14 protein-coding genes, 1 tRNA gene, 1 other RNA gene and 1 pseudogene are annotated in these 16,949 nt (G+C 65.7%); 7 read left to right on the top strand and 10 right to left on the bottom strand.

The window, feature by feature from the left end; genetic code table 11:
• Positions 1-94: 94 nt before the first annotated feature.
• From ABRP28_RS18805 to ABRP28_RS18825, 5 genes are all read right to left on the bottom strand, one after another.
• Complete coding sequence (locus ABRP28_RS18805) at positions 95-1,453, bottom strand: aspartate kinase (protein WP_350000813.1); 1,359 nt, start codon at positions 1,451-1,453, stop codon at positions 95-97.
• Between the two features lie 256 nt (positions 1,454-1,709).
• Positions 1,710-2,309, bottom strand: a complete 600-nt coding sequence (recR, locus tag ABRP28_RS18810; RefSeq protein WP_066273645.1) for a recombination mediator RecR — start codon at positions 2,307-2,309, stop codon at positions 1,710-1,712.
• A 100-nt stretch (positions 2,310-2,409) separates the two neighbouring features.
• On the bottom strand, positions 2,410-6,063 hold the full coding sequence (locus tag ABRP28_RS18815) for a DNA polymerase III subunit gamma and tau (RefSeq protein WP_350000811.1): 3,654 nt from the start codon (positions 6,061-6,063) through the stop codon (positions 2,410-2,412).
• A gap of 51 nt (positions 6,064-6,114) precedes the next feature.
• An RNA gene (gene ffs / locus ABRP28_RS18820) (signal recognition particle sRNA small type) lies at positions 6,115-6,211 on the bottom strand.
• 40 nt (positions 6,212-6,251) lie between these two features.
• The gene (locus tag ABRP28_RS18825) at positions 6,252-6,581 is read right to left on the bottom strand and encodes a hypothetical protein (protein ID WP_350000809.1); all 330 of its coding nucleotides are present in this window, start codon (positions 6,579-6,581) and stop codon (positions 6,252-6,254) included.
• A gap of 336 nt (positions 6,582-6,917) precedes the next feature.
• Here ABRP28_RS18825 and ABRP28_RS18830 point away from each other — a divergent pair.
• Positions 6,918-7,002 (top strand) — tRNA-Ser (locus ABRP28_RS18830).
• A gap of 61 nt (positions 7,003-7,063) precedes the next feature.
• On the opposite strand, the gene ABRP28_RS18835 is transcribed toward ABRP28_RS18830, so the two are convergent.
• Positions 7,064-7,984, bottom strand: coding sequence for an oxygenase MpaB family protein (locus tag ABRP28_RS18835; protein WP_350000806.1), 921 nt, complete (start codon positions 7,982-7,984; stop codon positions 7,064-7,066).
• A gap of 648 nt (positions 7,985-8,632) precedes the next feature.
• Here ABRP28_RS18835 and ABRP28_RS18840 point away from each other — a divergent pair.
• The 4 genes and pseudogenes from ABRP28_RS18840 to ABRP28_RS18855 all read left to right on the top strand — a co-directional run.
• A pseudogene (locus tag ABRP28_RS18840) lies at positions 8,633-8,986 on the top strand (M23 family metallopeptidase); the annotation flags it as partial.
• Between the two features lie 200 nt (positions 8,987-9,186).
• Positions 9,187-9,564: a hypothetical protein gene (locus ABRP28_RS18845; RefSeq protein WP_350001610.1), complete on the top strand. Its 378-nt coding sequence runs from the start codon at positions 9,187-9,189 to the stop codon at positions 9,562-9,564.
• A 415-nt stretch (positions 9,565-9,979) separates the two neighbouring features.
• Positions 9,980-10,465 carry a glutathione peroxidase gene (locus ABRP28_RS18850; protein ID WP_350000805.1) on the top strand — a complete coding sequence of 162 codons (486 nt, stop codon included), beginning with the start codon at positions 9,980-9,982 and terminating at the stop codon, positions 10,463-10,465.
• Between the two features lie 164 nt (positions 10,466-10,629).
• Positions 10,630-11,559 (top strand): phosphodiesterase, encoded by a 930-nt coding sequence (locus tag ABRP28_RS18855; protein WP_350000803.1) that lies wholly within the window; start codon positions 10,630-10,632, stop codon positions 11,557-11,559.
• Positions 11,560-11,644: 85 nt separating this feature from the next.
• On the opposite strand, the gene ABRP28_RS18860 is transcribed toward ABRP28_RS18855, so the two are convergent.
• Complete coding sequence (locus tag ABRP28_RS18860) at positions 11,645-13,282, bottom strand: stealth family protein (protein WP_350000801.1); 1,638 nt, start codon at positions 13,280-13,282, stop codon at positions 11,645-11,647.
• Positions 13,283-13,343: 61 nt separating this feature from the next.
• Positions 13,344-14,273, bottom strand: coding sequence for a hypothetical protein (locus ABRP28_RS18865; protein ID WP_350000797.1), 930 nt, complete (start codon positions 14,271-14,273; stop codon positions 13,344-13,346).
• A gap of 159 nt (positions 14,274-14,432) precedes the next feature.
• On the opposite strand from ABRP28_RS18865, the gene ABRP28_RS18870 reads away from it, so the two are divergent.
• Positions 14,433-14,732: a type II toxin-antitoxin system VapB family antitoxin gene (locus ABRP28_RS18870; RefSeq protein ID WP_102976783.1), complete on the top strand. Its 300-nt coding sequence runs from the start codon at positions 14,433-14,435 to the stop codon at positions 14,730-14,732.
• On the top strand, positions 14,725-15,396 hold the full coding sequence (locus ABRP28_RS18875) for a LytR C-terminal domain-containing protein (protein WP_350000795.1): 672 nt from the start codon (positions 14,725-14,727) through the stop codon (positions 15,394-15,396). Before ABRP28_RS18870 ends, ABRP28_RS18875 begins: the two co-directional genes overlap by 8 nt.
• Before the next feature lie 15 nt (positions 15,397-15,411).
• Here the strand turns inward: ABRP28_RS18875 and ABRP28_RS18880 are convergent, their stop codons facing one another.
• Positions 15,412-16,062 carry a TetR/AcrR family transcriptional regulator gene (locus ABRP28_RS18880; protein ID WP_350000793.1) on the bottom strand — a complete coding sequence of 217 codons (651 nt, stop codon included), beginning with the start codon at positions 16,060-16,062 and terminating at the stop codon, positions 15,412-15,414.
• Positions 16,063-16,119: 57 nt separating this feature from the next.
• On the bottom strand, positions 16,120-16,818 hold the full coding sequence (locus ABRP28_RS18885; protein WP_350000791.1) for a DsbA family oxidoreductase: 699 nt from the start codon (positions 16,816-16,818) through the stop codon (positions 16,120-16,122).
• Positions 16,819-16,949: the final 131 nt, after the last annotated feature.

Here is a 16,949-nt window from a genome sequence, read left to right on the forward strand (position 1 = left end):
GGGCTCCGGTCCCACCGGCATTCCCCTAGGTAGCACCAAAAAAGCCGGGCCCTTTTCCGGATGGACGGAAAAGGGCCCGGCTTTTCGCTGTCTCCTAGCGGCCGGTGCCGCCGTAGACGGTGGCTTCGTTTTCGCTGTCCAGGTCGAAGGCCTTGTGGATGACGCGGACGGCCTCATCCAGCAGGTCCGCGTGGGTTACAACGGAGATACGGATCTCGGAGGTGGAGATCATGTTGATGTTGATGCCGGCGTCGGAGAGGGCTTTGAAGAACGTCGCTGATACACCCGGGTGGGAGCGCATGCCCGCCCCGATCAGGGACAGCTTGCCGATCTGCTCGTTGTACTCAATGCTCTCGAACCCGATCTGGTCCTGCGCTGCATGGAGGGCCGCCAGCGCGTCGGCGCCTTCCACGATGGGAAGCGTGAAGGAAATGTCAGTCCGGCCCGTGCCGTGGGTGGAGACGTTCTGCACGATCATGTCGATGTTCGAGTGTGCGTCGGCGATGACCTGGAAGATCGCTGCGGCCTTGCCGGGAATGTCCGGAACGCCCACAACGGTGACCTTGGCTTCGGAACGGTCGTGCGCAACGCCGGAGATGATTGGCTGCTCCAAGGCAACTCCCTCTTGTGTGGTGATCTTGTCTTCGGCGCTGGGGATGACCCAGGTGCCTTCGTGCTGGCTGAATGAGGAACGGACGTGCAGGGGAACGCCGAACCGGCGGGCGTACTCCACGCAGCGCAGGTGGAGGATCTTGGCGCCCGACGCTGCGAGCTCGAGCATTTCCTCGCTGGAAATCCGCTCGATCTTCTGGGCGGAGGGAACAACGCGGGGATCAGCGGTGTAGATGCCGTCCACGTCGGTGTAGATCTCGCAGACGTCCGCTTCCAGCGCAGCGGCCAGGGCCACGGCAGTGGTGTCTGAACCGCCGCGGCCCAGGGTGGTGATCTCATTGGTGGTGCGGCTCATGCCCTGGAAGCCGGCAACGATTGCGATATTGCCCTTGTCCAGTGCGGTGCGGATCCGGTGGGGGTCGACGTCGATGATCCGGGCCTTGCCGTGGATGCCATCGGTGATCATGCCGGCCTGGGATCCGGTGAAGGACTGTGCGGAGGCGCCCAGCTTGTTGATGGCCATGGCCAGGAGCGCCATGGAGATGCGCTCGCCCGCGGACAGCAGCATGTCCATCTCGCGGGCCGGGGCGGAGTCCGTCACCTGCCCCGCAAGGTCCAGGAGTTCGTCGGTGGTATCACCCATGGCCGAGACAACAACCACAACTTCATTGCCCGCCGTCTGGGCGTCCACCACGCGTTTGGCAACCCGCTTGATGCCGTCAGCGTCCGCTACGGAAGATCCGCCGAATTTCTGCACGATGAGCTGCTTGGTTACGGCACGGCCGGTAGGCGGCTCCTGCTGCTGCGTTGCGTTGTGCACTTCGGTAGTGGGCGTACTCATGCGCGTACCTTCACTGAATCAATTGGAATACGGCCAGACAGCCTTAACGCTGTGCTGGCCCTGACGCTGGGAACTAACGCCGTCCATGGCGCGACTTCTTCCCCCAGTTTATCGCCGCCCGCTGCCCGGGGTTGAATTGTGACCATTTTCAGCCCGGGATGCAGCTTCTGGAAGGCACAGGCGTGCGTGGGCCGCGCGGCCAGGGGCGCGAAATGGTGGTGCAGGGTCAGCCCGTGGTGTGCAGTGGTGTGCCCGGTCAGGTCAAGGCGTTGCGGCGGCCCTCGAAGGCGCGTCCCAGGGTGACTTCGTCCGCGTACTCCAGGTCCCCGCCAACGGGCAGGCCCGAGGCGAGGCGGGTCACTGTGATCCCGATTGTCTTGAGCATGCGCGCCAGGTACGTGGCGGTGGCTTCACCCTCAAGGTTGGGGTCCGTGGCGATGATGACTTCCTGGATGGCGCCGTCGTTGAGCCGGGTAAGCAGCTCGCGGATCCGCAGCTGTTCAGGTCCGACGCCCGCGATGGGATTGATGGCACCGCCCAGCACGTGGTAGCGGCCCCGGAACGACCGTGTCCGCTCCACGGCCAGCACATCCTTGGACTCTTCCACGACGCAAATAACGGCCGGATCCCGGCGCGGATCACGGCAAATATTGCAGAGTTCCTGCTCGGTGACGTTGCCGCAGACCGAGCAGAACTTGACCCGTTCCTTGACGGTGGTGATCGCCTCAACAAGCCGCTTCATATCCTGGGGGTCCGCCTCAAGGATGTGGAACGCGAGCCGCTGGGCGGACTTGGGGCCCACCCCCGGAAGGCGTCCGAGCTCGTCAATCAGCTCCTGGACAGCACCTTCGTACACGTTTCCCTCTTTAGCTTGGTGTGGTTTTCGGTTCTAGCTTGGTGTGGTTTGCGGGTAGAGCGGAGACGTGCAGGTGCGCCCCGCCTTGGCCGGTCCGCGGTCAGTACCGCGGCGTGATGGGGCTTCCGTCCGGGGAGCGCTCCTCAATCAGCTTCCCGCCCAGAATACGCTCCACGGCGGCACGACCGAACACGCCAGACTCTTCGATCGTCTCGTCGTCGGCGCTGGGTATGTCCTGGACGTAGGTGGCAGCAGCAGCAACCGCCCTGGCCGGAGCCTTGGCACGCCCGGCCTCTGCTTCAGGGCTGTTGGACAGGCGCTGGTACAGACTCTGCCGCGCTTCTGCTGCCGCAGCGGAAACCGACTGCGCAGGCGTAGCCGTGTCGGCCAATTTTGGAGCCGCCTGCGCAGGAGCAGACGACACCGAAACTGCCGGGGGCACTGGTGCCGTTAGTGACGGCACAGCGGGCGTCGGTGCTGACGGGGCATACGCAGCGTGTGCCGACGAGTCTGCAGCAGCAGGGGAGGCTGACGCCATGGCGTACTCAGGCTCCCGCACGGGGTGCGTCGACGCAGGAGCCTCCCCGGAGTCACCGTTGCCGGAACCATCGTCGCCGGGCCGTCCACTGCCCGGAGGGGGTGTGGAAGGCCCGAGTCCCCAGTCCGGTCCAGGGCCGGAGCCGGCCTTGGTGACCGGGATGGAGGGCGGCACCTGGGCGGCGGCAGGTTCGTAGTGCGGCGTCGGAGCCGGGTTGGGCGTCTCTTCGGGCCCGACAGCGGAGACACTTCTGCCCACGTTGCTTTTCTCGCCGACCACCCAGACCCCAGGTGCCTGTTCGACTGCACGGGTCCAAGGATCGTGGGGACTTCCGGGAACCGGCGCCGGATCGGCGTCGGGCCGGCCGTTGCTGTGGGCACCGGTACCGGCACCGGCGCCGGCCGGGGAAGAGCTGACCAGTGACGAACCGGCCAGTGGGGAACCGGCCCTGCTGGACCTGGCACTGGCTCCCGAACCCCGTGAACTGGTACTTGCCGAATTAGTGCCGGCCGGATCGGTGCCGGCTGAAGGTGCCGGGGGCCGGGACTGGGCGGAAGGGTCCCAGTCCATGGGAGGTTCCTCATCCAGCGGGGGAGCGTCTTCGTCCCTGGCCGGTCCCCAGTCGTCGTCCGAATACGAGTAGTCGCCTGCCGGGGCAGCGTGCGGAACCGGAGCAGCAGGGGTATCTACGGCACCCGGGACCTGCCCGGGCGTGTGCCCGGGCGCTGGCCGGTCCGCTGCCTTCTCCGCAACCTGCTTTGCAGGGTTCTGCGGGGCGGCCGCGGGTTCTGTCGCGGGTTCCTGGGCAGCGGCTGTATTCCAGGTGTTATCCGATGCGGGCGCGGGGACCCTGTGCTGCTGTTGTGCGTCCTGAACCGGGGCCTGCGGGGCCGTACTGTTCCGGCCAGCCTGACCCGGCAGCCCGCTCTCCTGGGCCACGGCACTGGTGCTGCCTGCCCTTTCCGGCTGCGGTGCTGAGTCATTGGGCGACGGCGACGGTGCAGGGGCCAGCCCCCAGGCGACGTCAGCCGACGTTGCCGGGGCCGCCCGGGTGGCGGGCGCTTTTGGGTTTGGGTCAGAGCTCGCCTGCGCGCCGCCGCCGGCTGACGCAGTGATCTGGCAGTCGATGCCCACGGTCTTGTGGATGGCCTGCCGCAAATTCTCTGAGTGGTCCGCCCGGCCGAACGCGCCCGCAAGCCCGGACGTGGTGAAGGCAAGGGTAAGGAGATGGCCGTCGAAAGCGGCAACCTGCGCGTTGGGCTCGACGAGCGCCCAGGTGCTGCGCTTGATCTTGGACAGTGTTTGCAGGACATCCGGCCAGGCGCGGCGCAAAACCTCCACATCACCCATGGATCCAGCAGTTGCGGAAGCCGCTGGTGCAGGGGCCGGCTGATCCTTGGCGGCAGGAGCAGGAGCAGGAGTACGAGAGGGCGTGGGCTGCGGCCCGGAGCCGGGTGCTGGCCGGTGACCAGCTTCCTCTACTGCGTCCCGGCCCGGACCGGAAGCCGGCGCGGAGCCGTGACCCTGTGCCTGGCCGGGAGCAGCGGACGCAGCCTGTGCCGTATTGGCGCGGGGCGCATCGTCGCTGCGCTCACGGCGAATTGGCGCGTTGGATGAGGGGCCGCTCCCTGTCGCGTCCTCTACGGGCCAGTCATTGGTGCTGACGCGCGGAGCTGTCACGCCGCGGGCTGGGCCAGCGGGGGAAGAAGCGCCCGCGCGGTCGGCAGCAGGCGCTGCCGACGCGGCTGGAGCCACCGGATCCGGAGCCGCTGGAACCCCTGGAGCTGCCGTGGTGGTGGCGGCTGACGCCGGGACCGGCGTCGAAGGCGAAGCCGACAGCGCTGATGGTGCCGGAGCGGTACCCGACGCGGCCGGCGCCGCAGCCGTTGACGGGCCAGCAGGCGTGCCGGAAGCCGCCTGCGCTGGGGCAGGAGGAGCCGGTTCCGCTGCGGGGGCGTGGCCCGGAAGCGCCGCGGTGGGGGGCGCGGGGGAGTCAGCTGCGGTGCGGGGCGCACCCGTGGCGGCGGGAGCGCCGACGTCGTTACCGGCGTAGTTCAGCCTGCGTTCCACACGGTCTATCCGTGCCGCCATGCCGCGTTCGTTCTGTTCGGAGCTGGGCAGCAGGATCCTGGCGCACAGCAGCTCAAGGTGCAGCCGCGGGGAGGTGGCGCCGGTCATCTCGGTCAACGCCGTGTTGGTAACGTCCGCGGCCCGGGACAGCTCGGCCGCGCCCAGGTTGTGGGCCTGGTTCTTCAACCGGGAAATCTGGTCCGCGGGCATGCCGCGAAGGATGGTCTGGGCGCTTTCCGGCATGGCCTGGACAATGATGAGGTCCCGGAACCGCTCCAGCAGGTCTTCCACGAACCGGCGGGGATCGTGGCCGGTTTGGATCACCCGGTCCACTGCCCGGAAAACGGTGGCGGCATCGGATGCGGCCACGGCTTCAACCACGTCATCGAGAAGCGAAGCGTGCGTGTAGCCGAGGAGGGCGACGGCGAGTTCGTAGTCCAGGCCGTTGGGGCCTGCACCTGCCATCAGCTGGTCCAGGACGGAGAGCGAATCACGGACGGAACCGCCGCCGGCGCGGATCACCAGCGACAGCACGCCGGGGGCAACCGGGACGTTCTCCTGGTTGCACAGCAGCTCCAGGTAAGCCATCAGCGGTTCCGGCGGCACCAGCCGGAAAGGGTAGTGGTGGGTGCGGGAGCGGATAGTCCCGATGACCTTGTCCGGTTCCGTGGTGGCGAAGATGAACTTGATGTGTTCCGGCGGTTCTTCAACGATCTTCAGCAGGGCGTTGAAGCCCGCTGACGTGACCATGTGGGCCTCGTCAATGATGAAGATCTTGTAGCGGTCACGCACCGGGGCGTAGGTGGCGCGCTCGCGGAGGTCACGGGCGTCGTCCACGCCACCGTGGCTCGCGGCGTCGATCTCGATGACGTCCAGTGAACCTGAGCCGCCGCGGGCAAGCTCAACGCAGCTGGGGCAGGTGCCGCAGGGGGTGTCCGTCGGGCCCTGGGCACAGTTGAGGCAGCGTGCCAGGATTCGTGCGGAGGTGGTCTTGCCGCAGCCCCTGGGGCCGGAGAAAAGGTAGGCGTGGTTGACCCGGTTCTTCCGTAAAGCGGTCATCAACGGCTCGGTGACATGTTCCTGGCCGATAACGTCAGCGAACGAATCCGGACGGTATCTGCGGTAGAGGGCGGTAGTAACTGTCACAGAGAAAACCCTACCAATCCGGGCCGACATCCTGCCGCCCTGTGGGGGAATAGTAAAGACCCCCCATGCACCCGCCAGAGCCCGTTTACCCTTGCTACCTTCCGGTCCTGGGGGAGTTCAACAGGATGACGCCACATGAGGGGCCGTCAGATACTTTACCCGAACTTGCTGCCCGACTCGAATCGGCCTTATGGGCGGCGCCAGCCTTCCACGGGCCAGCTCATGAAGGCAGGCTCCTCGTAAGGGTGAGTTGCGTGCAGTGCGTCGATGACCGCGCCCAGGAGGGGCTGTTCAACGACGCATTCGATCCTGTCCTCGGCGGCTTCCTCCGGCTTGCCGATCAGCCCAAGGTAGGGTTTGGCGCCCTCTTGCGGGGTGAAGCGGCCTGTTCCCGGCGTGACAAAGGAGCAGTGGGAGTACTTTCCGATCCTGCCTGCGCCGGCATCGCCGAGGGCGGCGAGGAGCGGTTCCGTATGTGAGCGCGGGACGTAAACCACCAGGGCGTGCAGCTCGTTCATGGTTCCATCCTGCGGGAACCGGACGGGGAAGCAGGGCGAAAGCCGTTGCTTATCCCGACGGCGCCCTTGATCATTGATATATACACCGAATGGGGCAATCTCAAGATTGTGAGCTGCGTGGCCTGGCTGAACGGGGCCGGACCCGGCAGCTCAACGGTGTCCGGGGAATGGACGCGTTGGGGGCGTCCATTTCGTGGTTAAGGGACGGTGCCCCAGGTGCGAAGCTGCCCGTCTGGGTGTCCTCGCGGCTGTATCTGCAGCCGGGCGGGAGGGGTCAATTGGGCGATGCGGAAAACATCAGGTAACCTAGTATCTGCTTTTGATTCAGAAGCAGCTGGAGAATTCGCCTAGCGGCCTATGGCGCACGCCTGGAACGCGTGTTGGGTTAACGCCCTCGGGGGTTCAAATCCCCCATTCTCCGCCGGTTAAGAACCCGGCTCCGGCATTTGCCGGGGCCGGGTTCTTTCGTTTAACAGTTCAGGTCACGCGTCCGCGCCGGGCACGCCCAGCCGGCGGAGGCGTTCCCTGGCGGCCAGTTCACTGGGACCCCTGGGTCCCAGTGCGAGGCGTACGACGCCGAGCACCAGCTTGGTGGCGAGCCTCACCGGCAGCGTCACGGGGCCCAGCCGTGGAACAGCCAGTCCGAGCATCTGGCGGTACCTTGGCTCCAGGCTGTAGACCGCACCGGCAAACAGGATGCGGTAGCCCGGCCGCAGCATCCGGTTCAGGGGCGGGTTCCGGATGAACTCCACCGTCTCCGCCACCCGGGCATCGACGCGAAGCTCACCGCTGTTGTACCAGCGGTCCAGTTCCCTGTGCATGTCCGCCTCGCTCAGCGGCGGGTCCCCTACTCCCATCAGGCGGCCCGCCTGCCCCCACTCCCGAACGTAGGCGTCCGGGCCTCCGGGTATGGCGCCACCCCAGATTTTGTGGGCGGTCAGGAACGCGTCCGTGAAAGCGAGATGGATCCAGCTGGCAAGTTCCGGATCATTGGCACTGTAGCCGCGTTGCGTACCAAGGTTGTCGCTGTAACTGCCCTGGACTGCCTCGTGCAGCCGGCGCACCCTGTGTGAGGCATTCTCGGCAGCTTCGGTGGAACCGTAGGTCACGGTGAAAATCCAGCGGATCGTATTAGCCAGCCTGCCCAGCGGATCCTCGCGGAAGTTGGAATGTTCGTGGACGCCGGCAAGTGCACCGGGGTGCAGGGACTGCATCAGCAGCGTGCGGATACCGGCCACAATCGGCGACATGGAACCGTGCACTGCCCACACCGCGGAACCGGGCAGGTGGTAGCCGGGGTCGTCCCCCTTTGCGAGATCGAGCTGCCATTGCGGAACGCCCTCGTGGCTGTTGCTGAACGTGCGGACGAGGCGTTTCTTGAGGGGACTCAGGATGTTCTTCATGGTGGCACGCTTCCTGTGGGAAACCCTGCTTTTGGGCTAATCGTAAGCACAACCAGACTGTCCAGGTGCTGCACGGACGGACTGGTGGCAGTGACCGGACAGCGGGCATCCACAAAAAAACCGCAGTGTCCCGCTGCAGGGTTCCCAGGGTCCCGGCACGTATGGTCCCATGGGAGATACCGTCATGACAGGGGCGGCCAGTCACGTCCTGGAGTCAGGCTCATGGGCAATCACGCGGTATCCGGGAAGGACGCCACAAGCCCCAGAGGACTGTGCCTGCCCGCTGTGCGGGCTGCGGCCGCCGGCGGGGTGTTGGCCATGGCTGTCTGGGCTGTGAACCCTTCCACCCCGGCACCCGAAGCTGGGACCATCGCGGCCTCCGTCAGCCGTTCCGGCGCAGGCATGGGTGCCGTGGGGATTCCGGCTGGTACCAATACTGGCAACACTCCGGACAGGAACGAAGGCACGGAGGCTGCCGGGCCAACCTTGGACGGCCTTGTTGCCGGCCCGCTGACCGCGGCGATCCTGAGCGATCCTGAGGTTGAGATCGCTTTTCCGCGTCCGCTGGTCAGTGGCCCCGGTGAGGAAGGCCCGTCGCCCCTGGACGTGGAGCCGGCAGGGGTGAGCAGGCCGCCGTCGGGTTTCCTGATGGCTCCCCTCAAGCAGCTGGCTGCGTCCTCGTCCTTTGGCTTCCGGGTCAGTCCGCTGTTTGGAACAGCAGGTGATTTCCACCTCGGCCAGGACTTTGCGGCGCCTTGCGGCACGCAGGTGTTCGCGGCTGACTCGGGCGTGGTCCGTGCCGCGGGCTGGCATCCCTGGGGCGGCGGCAACCGGGTCGAGATCGATCACGGCAACGGGCTCGTCACCACGTACAACCATTTGGCGTCCATTGCCGTCCGCAGCGGGGATTCCGTCGTGGCCGGCGAAGCCGTTGCCTGGGTAGGATCCACCGGGTGGTCCACCGGCTGCCACCTGCATTTCGAAACGATCCTGGACGGGCGCCACGTCGATCCACAGAAGTGGCGCCTGCTCCCGGTCCGGCCAGTCAGTGCCGGAGCGGCTGGCCTGCGGTCGTACCTGCCCCGTCCTGATGCTCCGTCCACCGGACCGGTACCCTGGACTATCCCCGTGGGCCAGGGCAACGAGCCTCCGCCGGTTCCCCGCTGGGTTAAAAAACCGACGACGGCGACCTCCTCGCCTTTTTGGCCGGCATCGTCGCCTTCGCCATACTGGTCCGCGGATCCTGGCACGCCGTCGCCGACCGCATGGGCTGGGCAGGGAACGCCGTCGCCGTCCCCGACCTGGACGGAAACGGGTACGCCGACGCCGTCTCCAACGGAGACGGGTACTGGTACGCCGACGCCGTCCCCGACGGAGACGGGTACTGGTACGCCGACGCCGTCCCCGACGGAGACGGGTACGGGTACGCCGACGCCGTCCCCGACGGAGACGGGTACGGGTACGCCGACGCCGTCCCCGACGGAGACGGGTACGGGCACGCCGACGCCGTCCCCGACGGAGACAGTAACGCCGACGCCGACGGAACCTGCGCCGGCACCCATCGAGCCCTCACCGGTTGAACCGGCACCGACAGAACCAGCGCCCGTGCCGGTGGAGCCTGCGCCGGTGGAACCGCCGCCTGCACCGGTCGAGCCTGCACCTGTTCCTGTTGAACCCGCACCGATAGAACCCGCACCCGTGCCGGTGGAGCCTGCCCCGGTGGAACCGCCGCCTGCACCGGTCGAGCCTGCGCCCGCGCCAGTGGAACCTTCCCCGATTGAGCCTGCCCCGGCACCCACTTCGACCTACTCAGTAGAGCCGAGCCCGGCACCGACCGGGACGGCCGAACCTGAGCCGCTGCCAACCGGAACGTACGCAACCCCGCAGCCTTAGGACCCGGCCGGACGTTCACCCAGGAAACTCCAAGCCCGGACCAGTACAGTTGTCCGCCAGTAACGAATTCCAGGCATGAACAACTCTCCGAGGACGCAACCGGTGACACCCCTGTACCCCATCCCGCTGACCCTGAACGACGGTACCGCCACTGATTTCGGCATCTTCAAGGGAAAAGTGGTGATGGTGGTGAACGTTGCCTCCAACTGCGGTTTCACGCCCCAGTACGCCGGGCTGGAGACGCTCTACGAGAAGTTCCGGGACCGCGGATTCGAGATCCTCGGCGTCCCCTGCAACCAGTTCGCCGGGCAGGAACCTGGCAGTGACAGCGAAATCGCCGAGTTCTGCCAGCGGAACTTCGGAGTGAGCTTCCCGTTGACTGCCAAAGCAGATGTCCGTGGCAGGGGACAGCACCCGCTGTACGCGGAGCTCACCAAGTTCAAGACCGGGCTGCTGCCCGGCCTGGTGAAATGGAACTTCGAGAAGTTCCTCGTCAACCGGGAAGGCGAGATCGTGGGCCGCTTCGCTCCGACCGTGGAACCAGACTCCGCGGAAGTGATCGACGCCATCGAGAACGCCCTCGGTTAAAAAACCGCCGCTGCGCCGAACGCAGCCACGCAAAAGCGCAGTTCTTTCATCTTTTTCCACATCGGCCACGGCGATTTACCCAAAGTTTGCCAAATGTCTGATTGGATAAACCTTACTGAAGGGTACAAGGGAAGCGCCGTTTCCCACCGACCACAGAGGCAGCAATGGAGCACATCGAGGCCGAACATCCCCGGCCACGCCACTTCCTTCTCCACCTGAGCGATCCCCATTTGATGGGAGGTCCGGACCCCCTTTACGGCGTCGTAGACAGCGAAGCCCGGCTTATCCAGCTCTTCGAAGAGGTCAAGGCCTCCGGTGCCCGGCCCGAGGCCGTCATCTTCACGGGTGACCTTGCCGACAAGGGCGATCCTGAAGCCTACGTCAAACTCCGGGCCATCGTTGATCCCGCCTGCGAAGAGCTTGGTGCCAAAGTCATTTGGGCGATGGGCAACCACGATAACCGGGCCAACTTCAGGACAGGCCTGCTGGACGAGCCTGCCGATGACGGCCCGGTGGACAAGAGCTACTTCATCAACGGGCTCCGCGTCATCACCATGGACACCACCGTGCCCGGTTACCACCACGGTGAACTCAGCACCTCCCAGCTTGAGTGGCTCACACGGCAACTGGATACTCCGGCCCCTGACGGCACCATCCTGGCGCTGCACCACCCGCCGGTCCCGTCAGTCCTGGATCTCTCCGTGCTGGTGGAGCTGCGGGACCAGGCGTCGCTGGAGGCAGTGGTCCGGAACTCGGATGTCCGCACCATCCTTGCCGGCCACCTGCATTATTCGACGACGGCGAGCTTTGCCGGCATTCCCGTCTCCGTGGCTTCAGCCAGCTGCTACACCCAGGACCTGAACGTCCCCGTGGGGGGCACCAGGGGCCAGGACGGCGGCCAGGCGTTCAACCTGGTCCACGTATACGAGCACACCATCGTGCACTCGGTGGTACCCATGGGGCGTTCGACGACGGTAGGGGAGTACGTCTCCCCGGAAGAGACAAAGCGGCGCCTGGACGCCGCCGGGGTCCGGATTCCGGAGAGCGCCAAACAGCGGAGCAGCGGGAAGCTCGGCCTGCCCACGAGCCGCTAGGGGAATAAGGATGGGTCCGTGCCGCAGGCGGCACGGACCCTCTTTCATGGACATTCACCCACTGCCAGGGCAGCGGCCGCTTGGCCTACTTTTCCCAGGGCGCCTTGATGGGGAAGTACTTGTCCAGGAAGTCGGTGACCAGCGCGGCGCGCTCGTCGGCAGGCACTTCCGGGAAGCTGCCGTCATTCAGGCAGAAGAAGTCCATATTCCGCTTGGCCAGGAGCTTGGGCAGGTACTTCAGCCCCGACTTCATGGTGGTGTCAACGTAACGGACCTTCGCCGCCGTCTGGGTTACTGCGCGGCCGGTGAGCAACGCGTAGTAGTGGTAGAACGAGTTGGTTACGGAGATGTTGTCCGCAGCCCGGAAACGGCTGGCAGCGGTCTTCCGGAACTCTTCGGGGAACTCACGCTCCATTTTCGCCACCACGCTGCGGCGCAGCGGGGCAGCACAATGCTCCAGATGGCGGGTGGTGATCCGCCCGAACCGGTTCCACAGCAGCTTCCGGTTAACGCGGGCTGCGTTCTCGAAGCCGCTCCGCTCAACCGCGTTCTCACCAAGGCCGATGCGGGTTTCCGCCTCGACGAACTTAGTGATGCCACCCGGCGTGAAGAACAAGTCCGGGCTGACCGGCCGGCCGAAGAACATGTCGTCGTTCGAATACAGGAAGTGCTCCGAGAGCCCTTCGATGTTGTGGAGCTGGCACTCCACCGCCTGTGAATTGTGCGTGGGAAGCACGGAGGGGTCCGAAAAGAACTCCTCGCTGCGGACAATCGTCACCGAGGGATGGTCCGCCAGCCACTCAGGGGCAGGCGAATCCGTGGCGATGAAGATGCGGCGGATCCAGGGCGCGAACATGTACACGGAGCGGAGGGCGTACTTGAGTTCGTTGATCTGCCGGAAGCGGGCCTCGTGGTCGTCGCCTTCGCCCAGGACAACGTCCTTCTGCTGGGCACGCCGGGCGGCAATGTATTCGGGGGAGCTTCCGTCCACCCAGGAAAACACCAGGTCGATGTCGAAGCTGATGTCGCTGGCGTGGTCGGCGAACATGTTCTCGATGGTGGGCCAGGTATGGCCGTACCGCTCCACGGTGCCGCGGACGGCGTCCTGGCGGAGCAGGGTCCTGCGGGTGAGGGAGTTCTCGATCGGCAGGCTGATTTCGTTGGCTTTGAAGGACCACAGCTCAATCTGCACGCCAGCCGAAGATCCGAACTCGAAACCGCCGCTGGGCTCCACGCGGGGGCGGTACAGGCGGAAGATGCGCGCCTGCCGGTTGGAGGAAAGCTCGCCGTCCGCAACCAGCAGCGAGGTCTTCTTCTTGGCATCCACGGTCATGGAGTAGAACGGTTCGTCCCTGCAGGCTTCCACCAGGGCAGTCCGCAGTTTCTTCCGGTCCTTCCAGTCAAGGGCAATGACGGGACGGTCGTTGTTGCCCCTGACCAGCAGGTACGCCAGGCCCGCGTTAGCCAGTACGTTGCGCACGAACAGCAGGTCTTCCACCATGGCCTGGTAAGGGGTCCTGGTCTGGTTGATCAGCGCAATGCGGCCCTTGTGCGTGATGACATCAGGGCGGGGGTTAAGCCGTTCTTCGGCTTCGGCGGACGTGATCTCCGCGTGAAATTGTTCCTCTACGGATGCCTGGCCTCCGTAGTAGACCTCGTCTTGAACCGGTGCTTCTGTAATGGTCGTCTCCGTGCTCGTCAAAGTAAGCGTTCCTACCTGCATGATAGCCGGGCGGCCTAAACGGCAGGTTTCGGGCGTATTGCCCGGGGCCGGGGGAACCGGCCTAGGCGCCCAGCGCCTCCCGCCAGCTGCGCAGGAAAGCCCCGCCGGCGTCGTCGTGGATAACGGACGCCTCAAGCCCCAGGTCCCCGGCTGTGAGGACCGGGTACGGTTTCTCCGGAATGCCGTCGGCGGGGCGGACATCCACGTGCTTGACCGGGTGGTCGTTGTGGTGGAGCCAGTCGGCCATGGCGTAGTCGGTGCGCGAATCGCCCACTGTCCGCCAGGCTGCGGGGGTGATGCCCTGCGCGGCCAGCAGTTCCACTGCCCGGCTGGCGCCCAGGTCCTTCCCGAGCCGTACCGACTCGATGTCCGTGGAGATGATGGTGGGATCCACCCGGTAGTCCACCTCGTCGTCGGAATTGGGGGCATGGTGGTCCAGTCTCACCACGCCCAGCCCGTGGCGGGCCATCAGTTCCATCGCGTCGGCGTCAAAGAGTTTCTGCTCCGCGAGGTAGTCGGCACTGGGCACCTCGATGTGCTGTTCCACGGACACCATGGCGCGCTTGGTTTCATCAAAAAACATGTGCGCGGCGTAGTCCTCGGCCACCATGCGCCGGATATCGTCCCCGTACGCTGCGGGCACGGCGAGTTCCCGGTCCACGTGGATGGGGCCGGGCCCGGCTGCGGTGTAGCTGAACCACACGGCCCCCTTTTCGCAGATGGCATGGATGATGGTTCCGGCCGGAATTCCGGCGGCGATCATGGGTTCCATCACCTGTTCCCGGATGAAGGCGTCCGAGCGCCCCGTGTTGAAAACGACAGGAATCCCCGCAGCTGCGAGCGCCACGAGGTCATCGATGATCTCCCGCTTCACGTCCCGCGTCACGGGGCTTGCCACCGGCCCGTCCACGTCCAGCAGGAGTGCCAGCGGCGGCATGGCAGGCGCGTGGATTCCGGGCGCGGAAACGGTAGGGGACTCGGATGTTGTCATGCCCCTATTCTGTCAGCTGAACCTGCCACGCCTCCCACAGGGGCCTGTACCGGCAACCGGCGGTAGGTGCAGGCGGTTCATGGTCACTGTTTGGCCACAACATGCGGAGGGAACCGCCGGGTACTTTCGCTGGGCGTGCAGGATGCCTAGTGTGGCAAGGTGATATTCAAAGCTGTGGGCGAGGGCCGCCCTTACCCCGACCATGGTTACACCACGCCCAAGGAATGGGCTTCGCTTCCGCCGCGCCCGGTCCGCCTGGACGAACTGGTGACCACCAAGCGCACTCTCGACCTGGAAGCGCTGCTTGCTGAGGATTCCACTTTTTTTGGTGACCTTTTCCCGCACGTGGTGCAGTACCAGGGAACCCTCTACCTGGAGGACGGGCTGCACCGCGCCGTCCGTACCGCCCTGCACCAGCGCACCGCAATCCACGCCCGTGTCCTGGTGATAGATGGCTAGGAAAAAGCAGCAGGACGTCAGCGTCCTCCATGGCCACCACGTTGTCAGCGGCCCGGAACTCCGTGCCACTTTTGCGGCAGCCCAGGCAGACGGGACAGCCCGCGTGCGCCGGCGCGCGCTGCACGGTGTTGTCCTGGTCCTCCTGGCGGGCCTTATCGCGGCGGCCATCATCACGGCGTTGGCGATCATCAATGGCCAGCTGAGAATCCCCGCCGCCGCGCCTGCCGAGGAAGCCGTGTCCACCTGCCCGGCCGCAACGTTCGACTACACCCCGAACGAGCAGATCAACCTGAACGTCTACAACTCCACCAGCAGGCCGGGGCTGGCGCGTTCAGTGGCGGACGAGTTCCTGGCCCGGAAGTTCGTGGTGGGCGCCGTGTCCAACGTTGACGCCGGCTACCGCGGAGCTGCCGCCGTGATCTCGGGAGCCGCCGGGCAATCGGCCGCGTTCAGTGTCCAGCGGAACCTTCCGGGTTCGGACTACTTCCAGGACGGCCGGACGGACGGGAGCGTGGACGTGATCCTTGCCCAGGACTACAAGGCGCTCACGCCGCCTGACCTCGTTGACCAGACGCCGGGAACCCTCAGCTGTCCGCGGGAAAGCCGCCGCGTTGCCGACGACGACAAGTGGCCGGTCCTCCCGTCGGCGGCTCCCGCTTCCTGAATCTCCGCAGGCCAGTCAGCCGGCCACAGCCGGAAGGTGGCTTACCCGGACGGGACGGCCGTCGTCGTCGAATCTGGCGCCGGCACCCAGCTGGATGAAGCGCACTGTCCTGGCCACCCGCGCCTCCAGCTCGGCGGGCTCATCGCTGCCCCTGGCCGCGCTGGAGGACAGCGTGCCCAGAATGAGCTGTGCCTGCTGGTTGATGTCCGCCGCCGGGAGGTAGCCCTGCTCCATTCCGTCCCGCAGGATGCCCTGCAGCAGGATGCTCAGCTCGCCGACGTGGTCCGCGAGTTTGGCAAAGGACGACGGCGACAGGACGGCTCCCATGGCGGGTCCCGGCGGCAGGTGGCGGCGGCTGAGGTCAACCACCTGGGCTCGGACGTACAGCGCGAGCCGGTCCACCGGATTGTCCAGCTGGCCCAATGAATCCCGCAGTTCGGAGAGGAACTTCTCGGTCTCATCCAGGGCGTAGGAGATCAGCAGCTCCTCGATGTCCGCGTAGTAGTTGTACACGGCGGTCCGGCCAACGCCCGCGTGCCGTGCCACATCTGTCATGGTCAGGCCGGGCAGGCCATGGGAGAAGAGGAGTTCGCCGAAAGCCGTAAGAATGCGGCGCTGGGTGTCCGCTCGCTGCTCGGCGTTGCTGGCCGCTGAAATCCTGGGCATACAGACACTTTACCGTGATGTGTCAGCAAACACCCTGCCCATTGTCTGGGCGGTTGCTTAGGCCGGGCAGCCGTCCGGTCCGCAGGCCGCGCCGTCCGCAGAATTGACCAGCACCAGCTGGTTGGCCTCCTGCCATGCCTGGTCCAGGGCGGCCGAGAACGTCTCCACAGGCTGGGCCCCGGAGAGTCCGAACTTCCGGTCGATCACAAAGAACGGGACTCCGCTGATGCCCAGGGACCGTCCCTCTTCAAAATCGAAGCGGACGTCATCTGCGTATTTATCGGTGGTGAACAGCTCATCCACCTCGGCCTGACCGATGCCAAGGTCCAGCCCCAGCGACGTCAGGTACTCCCGGCTGCCGATGTCCTTGCCATGCTCGAAGTGGTCACTGAGAAGCCGCTCCTTGGCAGCGTCCTGCTTTCCGTGCGCGGCAGCGAGGTGGATCAGGCGGTGTGCGGTAAAGCTGTTGGCCACCACCACAGAGTCGAAGCGGTAGTTCAGCCCCTCGCCCCTGGCTTCCTGGGCTACGTGGTCTAACATCTGTGAAACCTGCTGCGGCGGCATGCCCTTGCGGGTGCTTAGGTAGTCCAGCTCGGTTCCGTCATAGTGTTCAGGAAGGGTGGGGTCGAGCTGGTAGCTTCGCCAGGCCACCTCCACCGCATCCCGGTGCGGAAACGCGGCCAGGGCGGCCTCAAAGCGGCGCTTGCCTATGTAGCACCACGGGCACGCGACGTCGGACCAGATCTCAATCTTCATACCTCCGACAACCCGGCGCCGGGCGGCGGCATTCCGGTGGCGGCTGTTAGGTACCTCACGGTAGGTCTTGTGTTGCGGCCCCCGATAGGGCGATAGTCGGATCAAAGGTTAAGCAAACGCCCTCGGAGATC

It is taken from the genome of Pseudarthrobacter sp. WHRI 8279, from assembly GCF_040224115.2.
In the GTDB taxonomy this organism is placed as follows: Bacteria; Actinomycetota; Actinomycetes; order Actinomycetales; family Micrococcaceae; genus Arthrobacter.